15 protein-coding genes are annotated in these 16295 nt (G+C 70.9%); 4 read left to right on the top strand and 11 right to left on the bottom strand.

Annotation, left to right across the window (positions count from 1 at the left end):
- Window positions 1–35: 35 nt before the first annotated feature.
- On the top strand, window positions 36–1112 hold the full coding sequence (locus tag BT364_RS09905; protein ID WP_072484757.1) for a methyltransferase: 1077 nt from the start codon (window positions 36–38) through the stop codon (window positions 1110–1112).
- 75 nt (window positions 1113–1187) lie between these two features.
- On the opposite strand, the gene BT364_RS09900 is transcribed toward BT364_RS09905, so the two are convergent.
- From BT364_RS09900 to BT364_RS09870, 7 genes are all read right to left on the bottom strand, one after another.
- Window positions 1188–1520, bottom strand: coding sequence for a TcmI family type II polyketide cyclase (locus tag BT364_RS09900; RefSeq protein ID WP_072484756.1), 333 nt, complete (start codon window positions 1518–1520; stop codon window positions 1188–1190).
- A gap of 73 nt (window positions 1521–1593) precedes the next feature.
- Window positions 1594–2073 (bottom strand): SRPBCC family protein, encoded by a 480-nt coding sequence (locus BT364_RS09895; RefSeq protein ID WP_072484755.1) that lies wholly within the window; start codon window positions 2071–2073, stop codon window positions 1594–1596.
- 1 nt (window position 2074) lies between these two features.
- The gene (locus BT364_RS09890) at window positions 2075–2332 is read right to left on the bottom strand and encodes an acyl carrier protein (protein ID WP_072484754.1); all 258 of its coding nucleotides are present in this window, start codon (window positions 2330–2332) and stop codon (window positions 2075–2077) included.
- Between the two features lie 15 nt (window positions 2333–2347).
- Window positions 2348–3598, bottom strand: coding sequence for a ketosynthase chain-length factor (locus BT364_RS09885; RefSeq protein ID WP_072484753.1), 1251 nt, complete (start codon window positions 3596–3598; stop codon window positions 2348–2350).
- Window positions 3595–4863, bottom strand: a complete 1269-nt coding sequence (locus BT364_RS09880; protein WP_072484752.1) for a beta-ketoacyl-[acyl-carrier-protein] synthase family protein — start codon at window positions 4861–4863, stop codon at window positions 3595–3597. The genes BT364_RS09885 and BT364_RS09880 overlap by 4 nt, the downstream gene beginning before the upstream one ends.
- Entirely contained in the window at window positions 4860–5294 is a 435-nt protein-coding gene (locus tag BT364_RS09875) for a cupin domain-containing protein (protein ID WP_072484751.1), read from the bottom strand. Before BT364_RS09875 ends, BT364_RS09880 begins: the two co-directional genes overlap by 4 nt.
- Before the next feature lie 76 nt (window positions 5295–5370).
- A complete protein-coding gene (locus tag BT364_RS09870; RefSeq protein WP_072484750.1) occupies window positions 5371–6492 on the bottom strand; it encodes a SchA/CurD-like domain-containing protein in 1122 nt (373 codons plus the stop codon).
- Between the two features lie 268 nt (window positions 6493–6760).
- Here BT364_RS09870 and BT364_RS09865 point away from each other — a divergent pair, with 268 nt between their 5' ends.
- On the top strand, window positions 6761–8389 hold the full coding sequence (locus tag BT364_RS09865; protein ID WP_072484749.1) for an FAD-dependent oxidoreductase: 1629 nt from the start codon (window positions 6761–6763) through the stop codon (window positions 8387–8389).
- Window positions 8390–8396: 7 nt separating this feature from the next.
- On the opposite strand, the gene BT364_RS09860 is transcribed toward BT364_RS09865, so the two are convergent.
- Complete coding sequence (locus tag BT364_RS09860; protein ID WP_072484748.1) at window positions 8397–9920, bottom strand: alpha/beta fold hydrolase; 1524 nt, start codon at window positions 9918–9920, stop codon at window positions 8397–8399.
- Window positions 9921–10092: 172 nt separating this feature from the next.
- Between BT364_RS09860 and paaK the strand changes: the two genes are divergently transcribed.
- A complete protein-coding gene (gene paaK / locus BT364_RS09855; RefSeq protein WP_072484747.1) occupies window positions 10093–11382 on the top strand; it encodes a phenylacetate--CoA ligase PaaK in 1290 nt (429 codons plus the stop codon).
- Window positions 11383–11461: 79 nt separating this feature from the next.
- On the opposite strand, the gene BT364_RS09850 is transcribed toward paaK, so the two are convergent.
- The 3 genes from BT364_RS09850 to BT364_RS09840 all read right to left on the bottom strand — a co-directional run bounded on the left by BT364_RS09850 (window position 11462) and on the right by BT364_RS09840 (window position 13721).
- A complete protein-coding gene (locus BT364_RS09850) occupies window positions 11462–11851 on the bottom strand; it encodes a VOC family protein (protein ID WP_072484746.1) in 390 nt (129 codons plus the stop codon).
- On the bottom strand, window positions 11848–12141 hold the full coding sequence (locus BT364_RS09845; protein ID WP_072484745.1) for an ArsR/SmtB family transcription factor: 294 nt from the start codon (window positions 12139–12141) through the stop codon (window positions 11848–11850). The genes BT364_RS09850 and BT364_RS09845 overlap by 4 nt, the downstream gene beginning before the upstream one ends.
- 80 nt (window positions 12142–12221) lie before the next feature.
- Window positions 12222–13721, bottom strand: coding sequence for an acyl-CoA synthetase (locus BT364_RS09840; protein WP_072484744.1), 1500 nt, complete (start codon window positions 13719–13721; stop codon window positions 12222–12224).
- Window positions 13722–13871: 150 nt separating this feature from the next.
- Here BT364_RS09840 and BT364_RS09835 point away from each other — a divergent pair, with 150 nt between their 5' ends.
- Complete coding sequence (locus BT364_RS09835; RefSeq protein WP_107408196.1) at window positions 13872–16289, top strand: penicillin acylase family protein; 2418 nt, start codon at window positions 13872–13874, stop codon at window positions 16287–16289.
- The last annotated feature ends 6 nt before the right edge of the window (window positions 16290–16295 follow it).

Genomic DNA, 16295 nt, shown 5'->3' with positions numbered 1-16295 from the left:
CCGGTGCACCCCCGCACGAGGAGAAGCGAAACAGCATGACCACTGTGAGCCCCACCCCCCCACCCACCCCCGTACACGCCGCCCTCCCGCACCCCGTCACTCCCCCGCAGCCGGCCATGCAGCTGCGTGAGCTCGTCTTCGGCGCGGCCAGGGCCGCCGCCGTGCGCGCCGCCGCCCGTCTGGGCGTCGCCGACGCGCTGGGCGAGACGCCCGCGACGGCGCAGGAGCTCGCGGCACTGGTGAAGGCCGAGCCGGCGCCGCTGCGGCGGCTGCTGCACGCCCTGTCCTGCTACGGGATCTTCACCGAGACCCCGGACGGGCAGTTCGCCCACACGGAGATGTCGCGCCTGCTGCGCGAGGACGACCCCAACAGCCTGCGCTACATCTCGCTGTGGTGCACCGAGCCCTGGACCTGGGAAGTCTGGCCGCACCTCGACGACGCGGTGCGCACCGGCGAGAGCGTCTTCGCGGACGTGCACGGCAAGGGATTCTTCGACTACCTCCACCAGGACGCCCACGAGTCCGCGCAGATCTTCAACCGCGCGATGACCACCTCCAGCATGCAGTCCGCGCTGGACGTCGCCGAACTCCTCGACCTCTCCGGGGTGACCTCGGTCGCCGACATCGGCGGCGGCCAGGGGCACGTACTGGCGAGCCTGCTGGAGAAGGACCCGGCGCTCCACGGCACCCTGATGGACCTGCCGGGCGTGGTGGCGCGGGCGGACGCCCGGCTGCGGGACGAGGGTGCGCTCGTCGACCGGACCCGGATCGTCGCCGGGGACTGCCGCGAGGCCATCCCCGTCCAGGCCGACCTCTACATCATCAAGAACATCCTGGAGTGGGACGACGACAGCACCCGTCGGACGCTGCGCAACGTCGTCGCGGCGGCCCGCCCGGGAGCCAGGGTCGTCGTCATCGAGAACCTCGTCGACGACACCCCCTCGATGCGGTTCACCACCGCGATGGACCTGCTGCTGCTCCTCAACGTCGGTGGCGCGAAGCACACCAGGGAGAGCCTGGTCACCCGGATCTCGGACGCCGGGCTGCTGATCGGTGACGTCGTCCCGGTCAACGCCTACCTCCACGCCTTCGAGTGCGTGGTCCCCGGCTGATCACCCGCTCCCCCGGCACGACGTCAGATCGCCCCGGGTCCGGCCGAAAGGCCGGACCCGGGGCGATCGCCGGTCTCAGGCGGGGGTGCCGCGCTCCCACCGGTAGAACTCGTGGGCCATGGCGTCCTTGGGACTGCGCCAGGTCTGCGGGTCGTACGCGCTCACATAGGCGGTGAGCTTCTCGCTGATGTCCTTGAACTCCGGGTGCCCGGTCACCTTCGCGATCTCGGGGCCGGGGGGGTTCTCCGACTCGATCAGGTGCAGATACACGTCGCCGAACTGGAAGAGCTTGCGCCTGGTGACGCCGACGAGGTGCGGCAGTTCACCGCTGTCGGAGGCCGCGAACAGATTGGCGATGTCCGGCGCCGAGCCCGGGGCCATCCGGGCGACGATCAGAGCGTGATGCATCGGGAGATGCCTTTCTGGTTCCCGGCCGGCACCCGGCCCGGAGGCCGGGTGCCGAACCGTGGGCGGACGGCGGTCAGTTGGCCCCGACCGAGGCGGTGCGGCGCTCCCGGTCCCGCTGCTCGATCTTGTCCCGGATCAGCTCCATCTGGACCTTGGAGTTGCGGTTGATGTTGTCGGTCATCCAGGCGTCGTCGACGGGAGCGTCGGGACGCATCGCGAAGTCCTGGGTCCAGTGCATCTTGGTGCCGCCGGGAACCTCCGAGTACTCCCAGCGGATGTTCATGTGCTGGAAGGGGCCGGGCTCGACACGGCGGGCGCGGACGGTGCGCTCGGCACGGTTCACGGTCCGCTCGGAGACCCAGCTCCACACCTTGTCGTTCTCGTCGGGGTGCATCGTCAGACGGAAGGTGGTGCTGTCGCCGTCCCTCTCGATGATCTCGACCGCGGCGTACTCGCTGAACAGCCGCGGCCAGTTCTCCAGGTCGTTCGTCACGTCCCAGACCAGGTCCAGGGGGGCGGCGATGGTGATCTCGTTCTCGGTGTGTCCGGGCACGTCAGGCTCCTGTCATGAGGCTGTTGTTGACGAGGTCGAGGAATTCCTGGGGGGTCTTGCAACGGTCGGCGTCGGCCGGCAGCGCCCGGCCGTGCCGGTTCTCCAGCACACCCACGATGCCGAGGAGGCCCAGCGAGTCGAGGCCGTACTCGTCGAAGGCCGAACCGGGGCGCTGCTCCATGTCGCGCGGGTCGACGGTGACTCCGGCGCCCTTCTTCATCAGGACGGCGAGTTCCGTGTAGGTCAGTCGGTCGGTCATGGGGACTTCTCCTTCTCACGTTCGGGGGTCGGTGGAGCGCCGCAGCACCATCGCCGCGTTCGAGCCCATGAGCCCGCGGCTGAGCACCAGCGCCGTGCGCAGTTCGGCGGGGCGGGCGCTGCCGGTGACCACGTCGAGGTCGTGGCACACCTCGAAGACGTTCGGGGTCGGGGGTATGAGCTCGTTCTCCATGGAGAGCACCGCGGCGGCCGCGTCCAGCACCGGTGCACCGCAGTAGGCGCGCCCGATACCGGTCTTGGGCGCCGTCACCGGGACCCGCTTGCCGTGCACGCCGAGGGCGTCGGCGATCGCCAGCGCCTCCGCGCGGTCGGCCGCGGGTACGCCGAGGGCGTCCGCGAAGACGACGTCGATCTCGTCCGGTGCGCAGTCGGCCTCCCGCAGCGCGCCGATGATCGCCTGGGCGAGGCCCTCCCGGGACTCCTCCCACCTGGCCGCCCCGGTGAACGTGGCGGCGTGTCCGGCGAGTTCGGCCCGGACCTTGGCGCCGCGCCGGCGCGCCGACTGCTCCTCCTCGACCACCAGCATGGCGCCGCCCTCGGCCGGCACGAAGCCGCAGGCCTCCGAGGTGAACGGCCGGTAGGCGCGGGTGGGGTCCTCGACGGTGCTCAGGTCCGCGTACCCCAGCTGGCAGACGACCGAGTAGGGCGCCAGCGGGGCCTCGGCGGCACCGACCACCACCGCTTCGGTGCCACCACGGATGGAACGGGCGGCGTGCGCCAGCGCGTCCAGACCGCCGGCCTCGTCGCTGGCCACGACCGCGCACGGACCCTTGAAGCCGCCGCGGATGGAGATCTGGCCGGTGCTGGCCGCGTAGAACCAGGCGATGGACTGGTACGGACCCACGTAGGTGGGGCCCTGTCCCCAGAGCCGCTGGAGTTCGCGCTGGCCGAATTCGCCGCCGCCGGAGCCGGCGGCGGTCACCACACCGACGTCGAAGGGTGAGTTCTCGTAGTCGGCACGGCCGAGCCGGGCGTCGTCCAGTGCGATGTCCGCGGCGGCCATCGCGAAGTGCGTGAACTTGTCGGTCTGGACGAGGAAGCGCTCCTCGATCAGCTCGACCGCCTCGAATCCCCGCACCTCGCCCGCGACCCGCAGGGGCAGTTGCTCGCAGCCCTCGCGGGTGACCCGGTCCAGGACGCTCACGCCTTCGTGTGTCCGCTTCCAGAAGGCCTCGGTGTTGTTGCCGTTGGGGGCGACCACACCGATGCCGGTGACGACGGTGCGCCGGGCTTTGCGGGTTCTCATGGTGTCCTCCCACCTGTACGGGTCAGGGCCACCGCGGACTGGAAGCCACCGAAGCCGCTGCCCACCGAGAGGACGCTGCGCAGCTTCAGGGGACGAGCGGTGCGCGGCACGTAGTCGAGGTCGCATTCGGGGTCGGGGCTCTCGTAGTTCGCCGTCGGCGGCACCGTCTGGTGCTCCAGGGCGAGTACGCAGGCCGCGATTTCTATCGCGCCGATCGCCCCCAGCGAGTGGCCGACCATGGACTTGATCGAACTCATCGGGATGTCGAAGGCGTGCGCGCCCAGTGCCCGCTTCACGGCGGCCGTCTCGTGCCGGTCGTTCTGCTTGGTGCCGGAGCCGTGCGCGTTGACGTAGTCGATCTGCGAGCCGTCCATGCGGGCGTGGCCCAGCGCCCGGTTGATCGCCTCGGCCATCTCCAGGCCCTCGGAGGTCAGCCCGGTCATGTGGTAGGCGTTGCCGAAGGTGGCGTAGCCCGCGATCTCGCAGTACACGGTGGCACCGCGGGCACGGGCGTGCTCCAGCTCCTCCAGGACGAGAACCGCTCCGCCCTCGCCCATGACGAAGCCGTCGCGGCGTGCGTCGAAGGGCCGCGAGGCGTGCTCGGCGTCGTCGTTGTTCGGCGACGTGGCCTTGATCGCGTCGAAGCAGGCCACGGTGATCGGGGTGATCGGGGAGTCGGACGCCCCGGCGACGCACACGTCGACGCGGCCCTCCTCGATGGACTGGAAGGCGTACCCGATCGCGTCGAGGCCGGAGGTGCAGCCCGTGGAGACGGTCTGCACCGGGCCGTGCGCGCCGACCTGCTCGGCCACCGCCGAGGCGAGGGAGCTGGGTGAGAAGGCCCGCTCCAGGTGGGGGCCGGCCGAGCGGTGGTCGACGTCCCAGCGGGCACCGCTCTCGCTGACGGCGACGTAGTCGTGCTCCAGCCGGGTGGTACCGCCGACCGCGGTGCCCAGCGACACCCCGATCCGCCAGGGGTCCACCTTCTCCGGGTCGAGACCGGCGTCGCCGAGGGCCTCCCTGGCGGCCACCATCGCGAACTGGATGTAGCGGTCCGAGCGTTCGACGGTGTCGGCGTCCAGCCCGTGCGCCGTCGGGTCGAAGTCGCACTCGGCGGCGATCCGGGAGCGGAAGCCGGCCGGGTCGAAGAGCGTGATGCCCCTGGTCGCGGTGCGTCCGTTCGCGAGGAGGTCCCAGAAGGCCGGTGCGCCGATGCCGCCGGGGGCGACGACGCCGACGCCGGTGACCGCCACCCGGCGGGTCATGAGGCGGCCTCCGTTCGTTCCGGAGGCGCGACGCGGCCGGAGGATTCGGTGTGCTCGGTGTCGACGTGGCCGAGCTCCGGACGCGGGGCGAGCGGGCCGAGGTGGAAGACCATGCGTGCCTCGACGTCGCCCACGTTGCGGAATCGGTGGCGTACATGGGGAGGGATCAGCAGGCCCTGGTCGGGCCGCATCCGGTGCGGTTCGCCGTCCAGGTCCACCTCCAGCAGACCGTTCACGACGTATACGAACTCCTCGGAGTACGGGTGGTAGTGCTCGCCGATGCGGTCGCCGGGCTGAACGATCGCCAGCCCCATGAAGCCGCTGGTGGCTCCCACCGCCGTCGGCGTGAGCATGGCGCGAAGATCCCCTCCGCGCCTGCGGTTGGGCTGCGTCTCGCTGAGATCCACGATGCGTGGCCGGTGCATGGTCATGACTGTTTTCCTCCTGGCGCATTGCGCGTTGTGATGACGGGTTGAGCGAGAACCCCCCAGGGTGCGGATGCGCGGTTCAGGACTCCATGGCCCGCCGATCCGTGATCAGGGTCATCTCGGACTGCTTGAGGAAGCTCGGGACGCCCTGCTCGTCCGTGGGTGCGGCGTTGCAGCCGGCGTCGAGGAGACGCCCGAGCCTGGCCACCTTGCCGGGGCCGTCGATGCCCACCGCCTGGGCGGGCTGCGCGTCGATCGGTTCGACCGCTTCGAGGAGGCGGACGACGACGTCGTCGCGCTGGAAGATGGTGCTGCTGTCGATGATGCTCGCCGGGTCGTCGGCCGCTTCCTCGTCGTGCTCGGCCAGCAGCCGGGCGAGGGCCATGCCGCAGCCCTCCTTGGCCTGGTAGAAGAGGGCGTGCCGGCGGATGTCCTCCGCCTTGTGCCGGCCGGCGGTCACGTGGTGGACGGTCGGCAGCGCGGCCCGGGTGAAGAACATCCGGGCGGAGTCCGGGTCGCTGAGGTCCCGGTCCTGCTCCAGATACGGGTTGATGGCCTCTTCGACGGCCCGGACCTCGGGCTGACGGGCGACGTGGCGCAGGGCGGCGAGCAGGTCGCCCTCGACCTCGACGGCCCGCACGACGCGGTTGCCGTGCATGAAGAGCGAGGTGCGGCGCAGCCGGGTGTCCTCGTCGACCCGTGCGTTCGGGGAGTCGTAGTCGGCCAGGATCTTCGCCACGATGTCCTCGGTGCCCGGCTTGACGGTGAAGGTGAGCGCGTGGCGCACCACCCCGTCGCCCAGGCGCGGGGACGCCTGGAGGCGGCCCTTGGCCGTCTCGGGCACCATCTCGAAGGCCTTCCCGGTCTCCCGCAGGACGCTGAAGCGCAGCGAGCGGGTGTCGCGCACGCAGTTGTGCAGCGGCTGGACCGTCGCGACGTGCTCCTCGCTGTTCACCCAGGCGAGGAAGGGGGGTGCGCTGTCCCATTCGCTGGTGATCAGCCATTGGGAGGGATTCTCGATGGACTGGCACAGCTGGTCGCTGATGTGTCCGGGAACGGACGCCACCTGGTTGCGCAGGTGCTCGTACGCCTCCAGAAACTCCTTCTGGGCCCCGTCGTAGAGGTCCAGCAGCAGCACGACGCGCAGCCGGGAACCGTCGAAGGCGGACTGGGAGATCCGTTCCGAGAGGGTGGTGGTCATCTTTCGATCTCCTTCGAGACGGTTTCGGTGGCCGAGCCGGGTGGCATGCCGTCAACCGTCGGTTGGCGAGTGGATTCGGAGCGGGGACTCTCCCGGCGGATGCGAATGGTCCGCCCCCAAGGCCGCGGGCATCGTCTCCGTGACCGATCGTGAAACGCTGGTCCGGGTGGCGCGAGATTTATGAACCGTTCAGGTGAGCGGCCGTCCGAACCGCTCTCACCAGGGCATTGAACAATGCATCCGAACGGCGTCCGAGCTGGAGCAACTGATGAACGAGAACGTCGACATTCGCGTACCGGTCCTCATCGTGGGCGGCTCCCTGGTGGGTCTGTCCGCCTCGGTCTTCCTCGGCCGGCTCGGGATCGAGCACCTGCTGGTCGAGAAGCACCGGGCCACCTCGACACACCCGCGCGGCCGCGGCAACAACGTCCGCACGATGGAGGTGTTCCGTACGGCGGGTGCCGAGGCGAGCATCCGGCGGGCGGCCTCGGTCCTCGCCGACAACCACGGTATCCTGCAAGCCCGTTCGCTCACCGGGGACGATCAGGAGTGGCTGTTCAAGGAGATCGACCCGGGTGGCGGGATCGCCCGGTTCAGTCCGACCGGCTGGTGCCTGTGCAGTCAGAACGACCTGGAGCCCGTGCTGCTGAAGCAGGCCCGGGATCAGGGCGGTGACCTGCGGTTCTCCACCGAGATGCAGAGCTTCGACCAGGACCCGTCAGGAGTGGACGCGGCGCTGAAGAACCGGGAGACCGGCGAGCACATCAATGTGCGCGCGGACTACCTCATCGCGGCCGACGGGCCGCGCAGCCCCATCCGCGAACAGCTGCGCATCGACCGGACGGGGCCCGGCGACCTCTTCCACAACGTCAGCATCACCTTCCGCTCCCGGAAGCTCGCCGATGTGCTGGGTGACCGGCGCTTCATCGTCTGCTATCTCACCAACCCCGCTGCGGACGGTGCCCTGTTGCCGGTCGACAACAAGAAGGACTGGGTGTTCCACGCACCGTGGCAGCCCCAACTCGGCGAAATCCTTGAGGACTTCACCGACGAGCGGTGTGCCGAGCACATCCGTACGGCGGTCGGCGCTCCGGGCATCGATGTCGAGATCACCGGAAAGGCGCCGTGGCACGCCGCGGAGCGGGTCGCCGAACGGTACTCCTCCGGCCGGGTCTTCCTCGCCGGTGACTCGGCCCACGAGATGTCCCCCACCGGGGCGTTCGGATCCAACACCGGTATCCAGGACGCGCACAACCTGGCCTGGAAGCTGGCCACCGTACTGAAGGGCGAGGCGGGTCCGGGGCTGCTGGACACGTACGAGGCGGAGCGGCTGCCGGTGGCACGGGCGACGAGCGCACGGGCTTCGGCACGCTCCAGCGAGCACAGCCACCCGGGGTACTCCGCGGCGCCCGGAGTGGGCGGCGGGAAACAGGGCGGCATGCTCAGTGTGGCGCTGGGCTACCGCTATGTCCGCGGCGCGGTGCTGGGCACCGACCCCGAGCAGCCGGTGGTGCCGCAGGGGGTGCAGTTGAACGGTGAACCAGGCAGTCGCGCACCGCATCTGTGGGTCCATCAGGGCGGCGCGCGCAAGTCCACACTGGATCTGTACGAGCAGACGATGGTGCTGCTCACGGACGGTGCGGACGTGGCGTGGCGGCGGGCGGCGGCACGGGTCGCCGACCGGCTCCCGGTCCGGCTCCGGGCGTACGGCATCGGTCCGGGCGCCGATCTGGAGCCGGAGAACGGCGCGGACTGGGCCGGGCTCCACGGGACGACGTCCGAGGGCGCCGTCCTGGTGCGCCCCGACGGTTTCGTGGCCTGGCGGTCGGCGGGCCCCGTGGCAGATGCCGAGAGCACCCTCCACGAGGTCCTGACCACCCTGCTGCACCGTTCCTGACTGCGACTCAGGAAAGACCGAACTTCCTTAACTCCGCGAGGAATTCGTCCGGGCGCTCGGTGTGGACGAGGTGTCCGGCGTCGATGGTGGCGAACCGGCCGCCGGGTATCCGCCCCGCCAGCCAGACCAGTCTCTCCTGGGCGATCTGGCTGGTGGGGCCGCCGCCGATGACGAGGGTCGGGGCGGTGATCTCGTCGAGGCGTTCCTGCCAGGCGGGGTCCGGTCCGTTCAGCTGGGCATCGGTCGACGGCACCACCGGCCAGTCGAAGTCCAGTGCCTCATCCGGCCGTCGGGCGGGGGCGCGCGGCGGATCGAGCGGGAACGGCGGCGGCACCTCCTCCAGGACGAGCCGGCCGATCAGCCCGGGTTCCCGCTCGGCGAGCAGATAGGCGGCAGCGGCTCCCATGGAGTGCCCGATCACGGTGGCTCCCGCCAGGTTGCGGGCCTCCAGGAAGGCGTGCAGATCGTCCCGGAACAGCTCGAAGGAGTAGCGGCCGGGCCAGTCGCTGAGCCCGTGGCCGCGGAAGTCGAAGGCGTACACCCGGTGTTCGGCCGCGAGGTGCTCGGCGATCGCGGTCCAGGTCCGGCTGTCGCCGCAGCGGCCGTGGGCGAGTACGACGGGCGGGGCCGACGGGTCCCCCCACACGCGGTGGGCCAGCCGGATGCCACCGGCCTGCACACTGAGCACGTCCGGGTCGAGGAAGGCCTCCACGGTACGGACGAAGGCGCCCGGGTCGTCCAGCCACGGGAAGTGCGCGGCGCCGCGCTGCACGACGAACTCGGCGTTCGGGAAGAGCGCGACCAGTTCGGCGGCGCGGTCCGGGGTCGGCCCCCCGTCGTACTCCCCCGCGAGGACGAGCACCGGCGCGGTGAACACCGCCAGCGCGGCGACGGTGGCGGCCGGGTCGAAGGCCCCGTCCTCGTAATAGAAGTCGGCGGCACCGGAGTTGGTCTGTCCGGGCCCGGCTGCGGCATGGGCACGGGCAGCCTCGTCCCAGCGCCCGTAGGCGAGCGGCGCGACAGCGGCCCGGACGTCGTCCGAGGCGCTACCCGCCAGAAAGTCGTCCAGGGCGGCCCGTGCGGCCGGGTACCACGGTTCGTCGCGCCGGAGTTCGCTCGCCTCGTGCCAGTCCTGTTCGGTGGCCTCGATGCCGACCGCCAGGGTGCCGGGGGTGACGAGGGTGAGCGTCCGCAGCCGCTCCGGGTACCGCGCGGCGTAGAGCGCGGCCAGGTTCCCTGCGGCGGAGTGGGCGAGCAGGTCGACGCGGTCCTCGCCGAGGTGTTCGCGCAGCGCCTCGATGTCGTCGACCAGTCGGTCGCAGCGGTAGGCCGACGGGTCGTCCGGCACCGCGGAGTCCCCGGCGCCGCGCGGATCCGGCACCACGAGCCGGCGGTGGGCGCAGAGCCCACCGAGGTCCCCCATGTATGTCCCGGCCCGTATCGGGCCGCCGGGCAGACAGATCAGCGGTGCACCCTCCCCCAGAAGGCGGTAGGCGAGTTCGGTCCCGTCGTATGCGTGGAAGATCGGCATGCCTGCCATCCAAACAGGGCCCCATGGGCGGCGCACCCCTGTTCGGCATGAGCGAATCCGCGACGCGGATGAGCTGCGTCCCCCCTCTTGCCAGGTGGCGGAACATCCTGAATTACTACTCTCGAAAGATCGACCGAACGATCGGTCGTCTGCTCGGGAGAGGGAGATCCGGATGACGTTTCTGCTGGACGAGGCGGAGCGACTGGGCCGGGACGAGCTGGAAGCACTCCAGCTGGAGCGGCTGCGGGCCACGCTGCACCACGCGTACGAGAACGTCGGCCACTACCGGGCCGCGTTCGACAGGGCCGGGCTGAGTCCGGACGACTGCCGTACGCTCGCCGATCTTGCCCACTTCCCCTTCACGACCAAGGCCGACCTGCGGGACAACTACCCCTTCGGCATGTTCGCCGTCCCCGAGGAGCGCGTACGCCGGATCCACGCGTCCAGCGGGACGACGGGCCGCCCGACCGTCGTGGGCTACACCCAGCGGGACCTGGACACCTGGGCCGACGTGGTCGCCCGCTCCATCCGGGCCGCCGGCGGACGGCCCGGGCAGAAGGTCCATGTGGCGTACGGGTACGGGCTGTTCACCGGCGGGCTCGGCGCGCACTACGGGGCGGAGCGGCTCGGCTGCACGGTCATCCCCGCCTCCGGCGGCATGACCGCCCGCCAGGTCCAGCTGATTCAGGACTTCCGTCCCGAGATCATCATGGTGACCCCGTCGTACATGCTGACCCTCCTCGACGAGTTCGAACGGCAGGGCGTCGATCCGCGGACGACCTCGCTGAAAGTCGGGATCTTCGGTGCCGAGCCGTGGACGGAGGAGATGCGGCGCGAGATCGAGGAGCGGTTCGCGATCGACGCGGTCGACATCTACGGCCTCTCGGAGGTGATGGGGCCCGGTGTGGCGCAGGAGTGCGTCGAGACGAAGGACGGCCTGCACATCTGGGAGGACCACTTCTATCCCGAGGTCGTCGACCCGTTCACCGGCGAGGTGCTGCCGGAGGGCGCGGAGGGCGAGCTGGTCCTCACCTCGCTCACCAAGGAGGCCATGCCGGTGATCCGCTACCGGACCCGGGACCTGACCCGGCTGCTGCCGGGCACGGCCCGGGTGTTCCGGCGGATGGAGAAGGTGACCGGGCGCAGCGACGATCTGGTGATCCTGCGCGGCGTGAATCTCTTCCCGACCCAGATCGAGGAGATCGTGCTGCGCACGCCGGGCGTGGCGCCGCACTTCCAGTTGCGGCTGACCCGCGAGGGCCGTCTCGACGCGCTGACCGTACGGGCGGAGGCGCGGGCGGGGGCCGCTCCGGAGCAGCGGGCGGCGGCCGCGGCGTCGATCACGGCGGCCGTCAAGGACGGGATCGGGGTGTCGGTCACGGTCGAAATCGTCGATCCGGAGACGCTGGAGCGGTCGGCCGGCAAGTTCAAGCGGATCGTGGACGAGCGCGGCGGGCATTAGGGCCTGTCCTGCCCCGAGGCTGCCGCCGCCGGCGCGAGCTGCCCGGATGTCCGGGCCCTCGGCCGGCGGCCGCGCCGGGTCACTGCTCGCTGTGCACGATCTGGATCAGGTTGCCGCAGGTGTCGTCCAGAACCGCGGTCGTGACCGGGCCCATCTCCAGCGGCTCCTGGGTGAAGCGCACCCCGAGCCCGCTCAGCCGGTCGAACTCCGCGGGTACGTCGTCCACCGCGAAGGAGGTGGCCGGGATGCCGTCCTCGACCAGCGCCGTCTTGTACGGCTGCACCGCGGGATGGCCGGAGGGTTCGAGGAGCAGTTCCGTGCCGTCGGGGTCCTCCGGCGAGACCACGGTCAGCCACCGGGCCTCGCCCAGCGGAACGTCGTGCTTCTTCACGAAGCCCAGCACCTCGGTGTAGAAGCGCAGGGCCTTGTCCTGGTCGTCCACGAAGACGCTGGACAGGTGGATCCTCATGGGGTGTTCTCCGGTGCATCGGGCCTGAGCCACCGGGTCACGATGCGCTCAAGGGGTTCGGTGTCGAGGTCGTGGAACTTGTAGCGGCCCTGGCGTCGCGAAAGGACCAGGCCCGCCGATTCCAGTACGGCCAGATGCTGGCTGATCGCCTGGCGGGACAGCCCCAGGCCGTGTTTGGTGACCAGCCGGGTGCAGATCTCGAACAGTGTCTGGCCGTCCCGTTCCACCAGTTCGTCCAGGATGCGCCGACGGGTGGGGTCGGCCAGCGCCTTGAAGACATCCTCCGCCATGACCCCACCATAGGCAAGTAGCGACTTGCCTATCAACCCGTTCGGAGCGAGGCCCGAACCGGGAGACCGGAGGCGGCCGGTCACGCGAACCGGTCACGCAGCTCCCGCTTGAGGATCTTCCCGCTGGCGTTGCGCGGCAGTTCGTCCACGAAGAGGACCTTCTTCGGGGCCTTGAAGTGGGCCAGCCGCTCGCGGGCGTGGTCGACGAGTTCGGCCGCCGTCGCGTCGCCGCGCAGCACGACGACGGCGGTGACGGCCTCGATCCAGCGCTCGTCCGGCAGCCCGATCACCGCGGCCTCGGCGACGGCGGGGTGGGTGTAGAGGGCGTCCTCGACCTGCCGGGAGGCGACGAGGACACCGCCGGAGTTGATGACGTCCTTCACCCGGTCGACGACGGTGAAGAACCCTTCGGCGTCGCGCACCGCGAGGTCGCCGGAGTGGAACCAGCCGTCGCGGAAGGCCTCCGCCGTCTCCTCGGGCTTGTCCCAGTAGCCCTCGCACAACTGGGGCGACCGGTAGACCACTTCGCCGGCCGTGCCGTCGGGGACCTCCTTGCCGTCCTCGTCGACGACCCGGGCCTCGACGAAGAGGACGGGCCTGCCGCAGGAGTCCATCCGGCCCTCGTGCTCGTCCGGTCCGAGGACGGCGGCGAGCGGGCCGATCTCGCTCTGCCCGAAACAGTTGTAGAAGGCGAGTGCGGGCAGCCGTTCACGCAGCCGCTCCAGTACCGGTACGGGCATGATCGACGCGCCGTAGTACGCCTTGCGCAGGCCGCCGAGTTCGCGGGTGGCGAAGCCGGGGTGCTGGGAGATGCCGATCCAGACGGTCGGCGGGGCGAAGACGCTGTCGGCCTGCCCCGCCTCCACGAGGTCGAAGATCCGGTCGGCGTCGGGTACGTCGAGGATGATGTTCTGCGCCCCGACCGCGAGGTACGGAAGCAGGAAGACATGCATCTGCGCGGAGTGGTAGAGCGGCAGCGAGTGGACGGGCCGGTCGGTGGCCCGCAGACCGAGCGCCGTGATCGCGCTGACGTACTCGTGCACGAGCGCGCCGTGGGTCATCATCGCGCCCTTGGGCAGCGCGGTGGTGCCCGAGGTGTAGAGCAGCTGGACGAGGTCTGCCGCGGCCGGTTCGCGTTCCGGGACGAAGGCTCGCGGGGTGGCGGTCGCCGCCAGCAGGGAGTCCGGTGCGTCGCGCAGCGGGCTTACGGGGAACGCGGCCGGAATCCGGTCGGCGAGGTCCGGGTCGGTGAGGACGAGGGCGCTGCCGGACTGTTCGAGGATGTACGTGAGGTCGTCGCCGGTGAGGTTCTGGTTGACCGGTACGTGAACCAGGCCCGCGCGGGCGCAGCCGAGAAAGCCGATCAGATACGCGTCGGAGTTGTGCGCGTAGCAGGCGACCCGGTCGCCGGGGCGCAGTCCGTGCTCGCCGGCGAGGACGGCGGCGGCGGTGCTGACGGCCGCGTCGAGCTCAGCGTACGTCCATGACCTGTCCGCGTACCGCAGAGCGGTGTGCTCCGGGGTGCGCCGGGCGCTGCGCGCCAGGACTCCGTCGACTGTGCTGCTCCGTACACCTGTCATGGCGTGATCCTGTGCGGCCGGAACCCGGGGGTCAAGGGTCCGGATACCGGTGGGGATGTTGACAGGGGTGCGGGGGTGCTGACTGAGTTGCGCGTGGCGACTCGAAACCTCGGGCAACCGCCTTTCGTACCAGCACAGTTGGGAGGACCATTGCCGCTCCGCAACCGTCTGAGACTTCTTGCGATATCCGGCCTCGCGCTGTTCACCGTTTCGGCGTCGTTGCCACCCACCGCTGCCGACGCCCCGGGCTCCCACCGTCCGTCGGGCGGCGGGCTGTCCGCCACGATCCGGTACACCGAGTACGGCATCCCGCACATCGTGGCGAAGGACTACGCGAGCCTGGGCTTCGGCAACGGCTGGGCCCAGGCCGCCGACCAGGTGTGTACCCTCGCCGACGGCTTCGTGACCCTGCGCGGCGAGCGGTCGCGGTACTTCGGCCCGGACGCGGCCCCGGACGGCTCGTTGTCCGCCGCGACGAAGAACCTCTCCAGCGACCTCTACTTCCGCCGGATCCGCGAGAGCCGCACCGTGGAGAAGCTGCTGAAGGCGCCCGCGCCGGCGGGTCAGAGCCGTGACGTCAGGGAGCTGGAGCGCGGCTGGGCGGCCGGCTACAACGCCTGGCTGGCGCGGAACCGGATCACCGATCCGACCTGCCGGGGCGCCGACTGGGTGCGGCCGGTGACGACGCTGGACGTGGTGGCGCGCGGCTACGCGCTCTCGGTGCTCGGCGGTCAGGGGCGCGGCATCGACGGCATCACGAGCGCTCAGCCGCCCACCGGGGCGGCGGGGACGCCCGCGGTCCCGTCGCCGGGAGACGCGGCGGACGCGGCCCGGCGGCTGCTGTCGACGCAGAACGCGGACATGGGCTCCAACGCGGTCGCGTTCCGCGGCGACACGACGGCGAACGGGCGGGGCCTGCTGCTGGGCAATCCGCACTATCCGTGGCAGGGCGGGCGGCGGTTCTGGCAGTCGCAGCAGACGATTCCCGGCGAGCTGAACGTGGCGGGCGGTTCGCTGCTCGGCGCGCCGATCGTCTCGATCGGGCACAACGCGAACATCGCGTGGAGCCACACCGTCGCCACCGGTGTCCCGCTCAACCTCCACCAGCTCACCCTCGACCCGGCCGATCCGACCGTCTACCTGGTGGACGGAAAGCCCGAGCGGATGACGAAGCGTACGGTCTCGGTCGCGGTGAAGGGCGGCGGTGCGGTGACCCGCACCCAGTGGTCGACCCGGTACGGGCCGGTCGTCACCTCGCTCGGTGACGGGCTGCCGCTGCCCTGGACGGCGACGACCGCGTACGCGCTCAATGACCCCAACGCCGTGAATCTGCGTTTCTCGGACGCCGGTCTCGGTTTCAGCCGGGCGCGCAGCACCGCGGACATCCAGGCGGCGCTGCGCCGTACCCAGGGTCTGCCGTGGGTGAACACCATCGCCGCCGATTCGTCCGGGCATTCGTTCTTCTCGCAGTCGCAGGTGCTGCCGAGGATCACGGACGAGCTCGCGGGGCGGTGTTCCACGGCGCTGGGCAAGGCCACGTATCCGGCCTCCGGGCTGGCGGTGCTGGACGGCTCCAGGAGCGACTGCGCGCTCGGGTCGGACCCGGACGCCGTGCAGCCGGGCATCTTCGGGCCGGGCCGGATGCCCACCGTGAAGGACGCCCCGTACGTGGAGAACTCCAACGACAGCGCCTGGCTGACGAACGCGGCCACGCCACTGACCGGGTACGAGCGGGTGTTCGGCACGGTCGGCACGCCCCGGTCGATGCGGACCCGGGGCGCGATCGAGGATGTGTCCGCGATGACGGCGAAGGGCCGGCTGACCGTGGCCGACCTGCAGGGCCAGCAGTTCGCCAACCGTGCGCCGGCCGGCGATCTGACCGCCGCGGACCTGGCGGCGGCTTGCGAGGCGCTGCCCGGCGGGCGTGCTGTCGGCAGCGACGGCAGGCCGGTCGATGTGTCGGCGGCGTGCGGGGTGCTGCGGCGCTGGGACCGGAAGGTCGACACCGGCAGCCGGGGCGCGCTGCTCTTCGACCGGTTCTGGCGCAGGGCGACGGCCGCGGTCCCGCCGGCCGAGCTGTGGAAGGTGCCCTTCTCCCCCGCCGATCCGGTCGCTACGCCGAACACGCTGAACGTCTCGGCGCCCGGCGTCGGCAGGGCTCTGGCCGACACGGTGGCCGAACTGCGGGCTGCCGGGATCGCGCTGGACGCCCCGCTGGGCCGGCACCAGTGGGTGGAACGGAACGGGAAGCGCATCCCGATCGGCGGCGGTACGGAATCGCTCGGCATCTGGAACAAGACGGAGCCGGTGTGGGACGCGGCGGCCGGCGGCTACCAGGAGGTGTCGGCCGGTTCCAGCTACATCCAGGCGGTCGGCTGGGACGGCAGCAAGTGCCCGGTGGCGCGCACCCTGCTCACGTACTCCCAGTCCTCCGACCCGGGCTCGGCGCACTACAGCGACCAGACCGAGCTGTACTCGGGTGAGCGGTGGGTGACGTCCCGGTTCTGCGAGAAGGACATCCTGCGCTCGCCCGCGCTGCGGGTCGTACGGGTCCACGAGCGCCGGTAGCTCCCT

It is taken from the genome of Streptomyces atratus (genome assembly GCF_900119365.1).
In the GTDB taxonomy this organism is placed as follows: Bacteria; Actinomycetota; Actinomycetes; order Streptomycetales; family Streptomycetaceae; genus Streptomyces; species Streptomyces atratus_B.
This window is presented reverse-complemented; position numbering and strand designations above follow the sequence as displayed.

Excerpts from the sequence above, each read along its gene's own strand:
- BT364_RS09890 (WP_072484754.1), bottom strand. The coding sequence starts at position 2,332 with ATGACCGACCGACTGACCTACACGGAACTCGCCGTCCTGATGAAGAAG.
- BT364_RS09850 (WP_072484746.1), bottom strand. The coding sequence starts at position 11,851 with ATGAGGATCCACCTGTCCAGCGTCTTCGTGGACGACCAGGACAAGGCC.
- BT364_RS09865 (WP_072484749.1), top strand. The coding sequence starts at position 6,761 with ATGAACGAGAACGTCGACATTCGCGTACCGGTCCTCATCGTGGGCGGC.
- BT364_RS09905 (WP_072484757.1), top strand. The coding sequence starts at position 36 with ATGACCACTGTGAGCCCCACCCCCCCACCCACCCCCGTACACGCCGCC.
- BT364_RS09840 (WP_072484744.1), bottom strand. The coding sequence starts at position 13,721 with ATGACAGGTGTACGGAGCAGCACAGTCGACGGAGTCCTGGCGCGCAGC.
- BT364_RS09870 (WP_072484750.1), bottom strand. The coding sequence starts at position 6,492 with ATGACCACCACCCTCTCGGAACGGATCTCCCAGTCCGCCTTCGACGGT.
- BT364_RS09860 (WP_072484748.1), bottom strand. The coding sequence starts at position 9,920 with ATGCCGATCTTCCACGCATACGACGGGACCGAACTCGCCTACCGCCTT.
- BT364_RS09875 (WP_072484751.1), bottom strand. The coding sequence starts at position 5,294 with ATGACCATGCACCGGCCACGCATCGTGGATCTCAGCGAGACGCAGCCC.
- BT364_RS09900 (WP_072484756.1), bottom strand. The coding sequence starts at position 1,520 with ATGCATCACGCTCTGATCGTCGCCCGGATGGCCCCGGGCTCGGCGCCG.
- BT364_RS09845 (WP_072484745.1), bottom strand. The coding sequence starts at position 12,141 with ATGGCGGAGGATGTCTTCAAGGCGCTGGCCGACCCCACCCGTCGGCGC.
- paaK (WP_072484747.1), top strand. The coding sequence starts at position 10,093 with ATGACGTTTCTGCTGGACGAGGCGGAGCGACTGGGCCGGGACGAGCTG.
- BT364_RS09885 (WP_072484753.1), bottom strand. The coding sequence starts at position 3,598 with ATGAGAACCCGCAAAGCCCGGCGCACCGTCGTCACCGGCATCGGTGTG.
- BT364_RS09880 (WP_072484752.1), bottom strand. The coding sequence starts at position 4,863 with ATGACCCGCCGGGTGGCGGTCACCGGCGTCGGCGTCGTCGCCCCCGGC.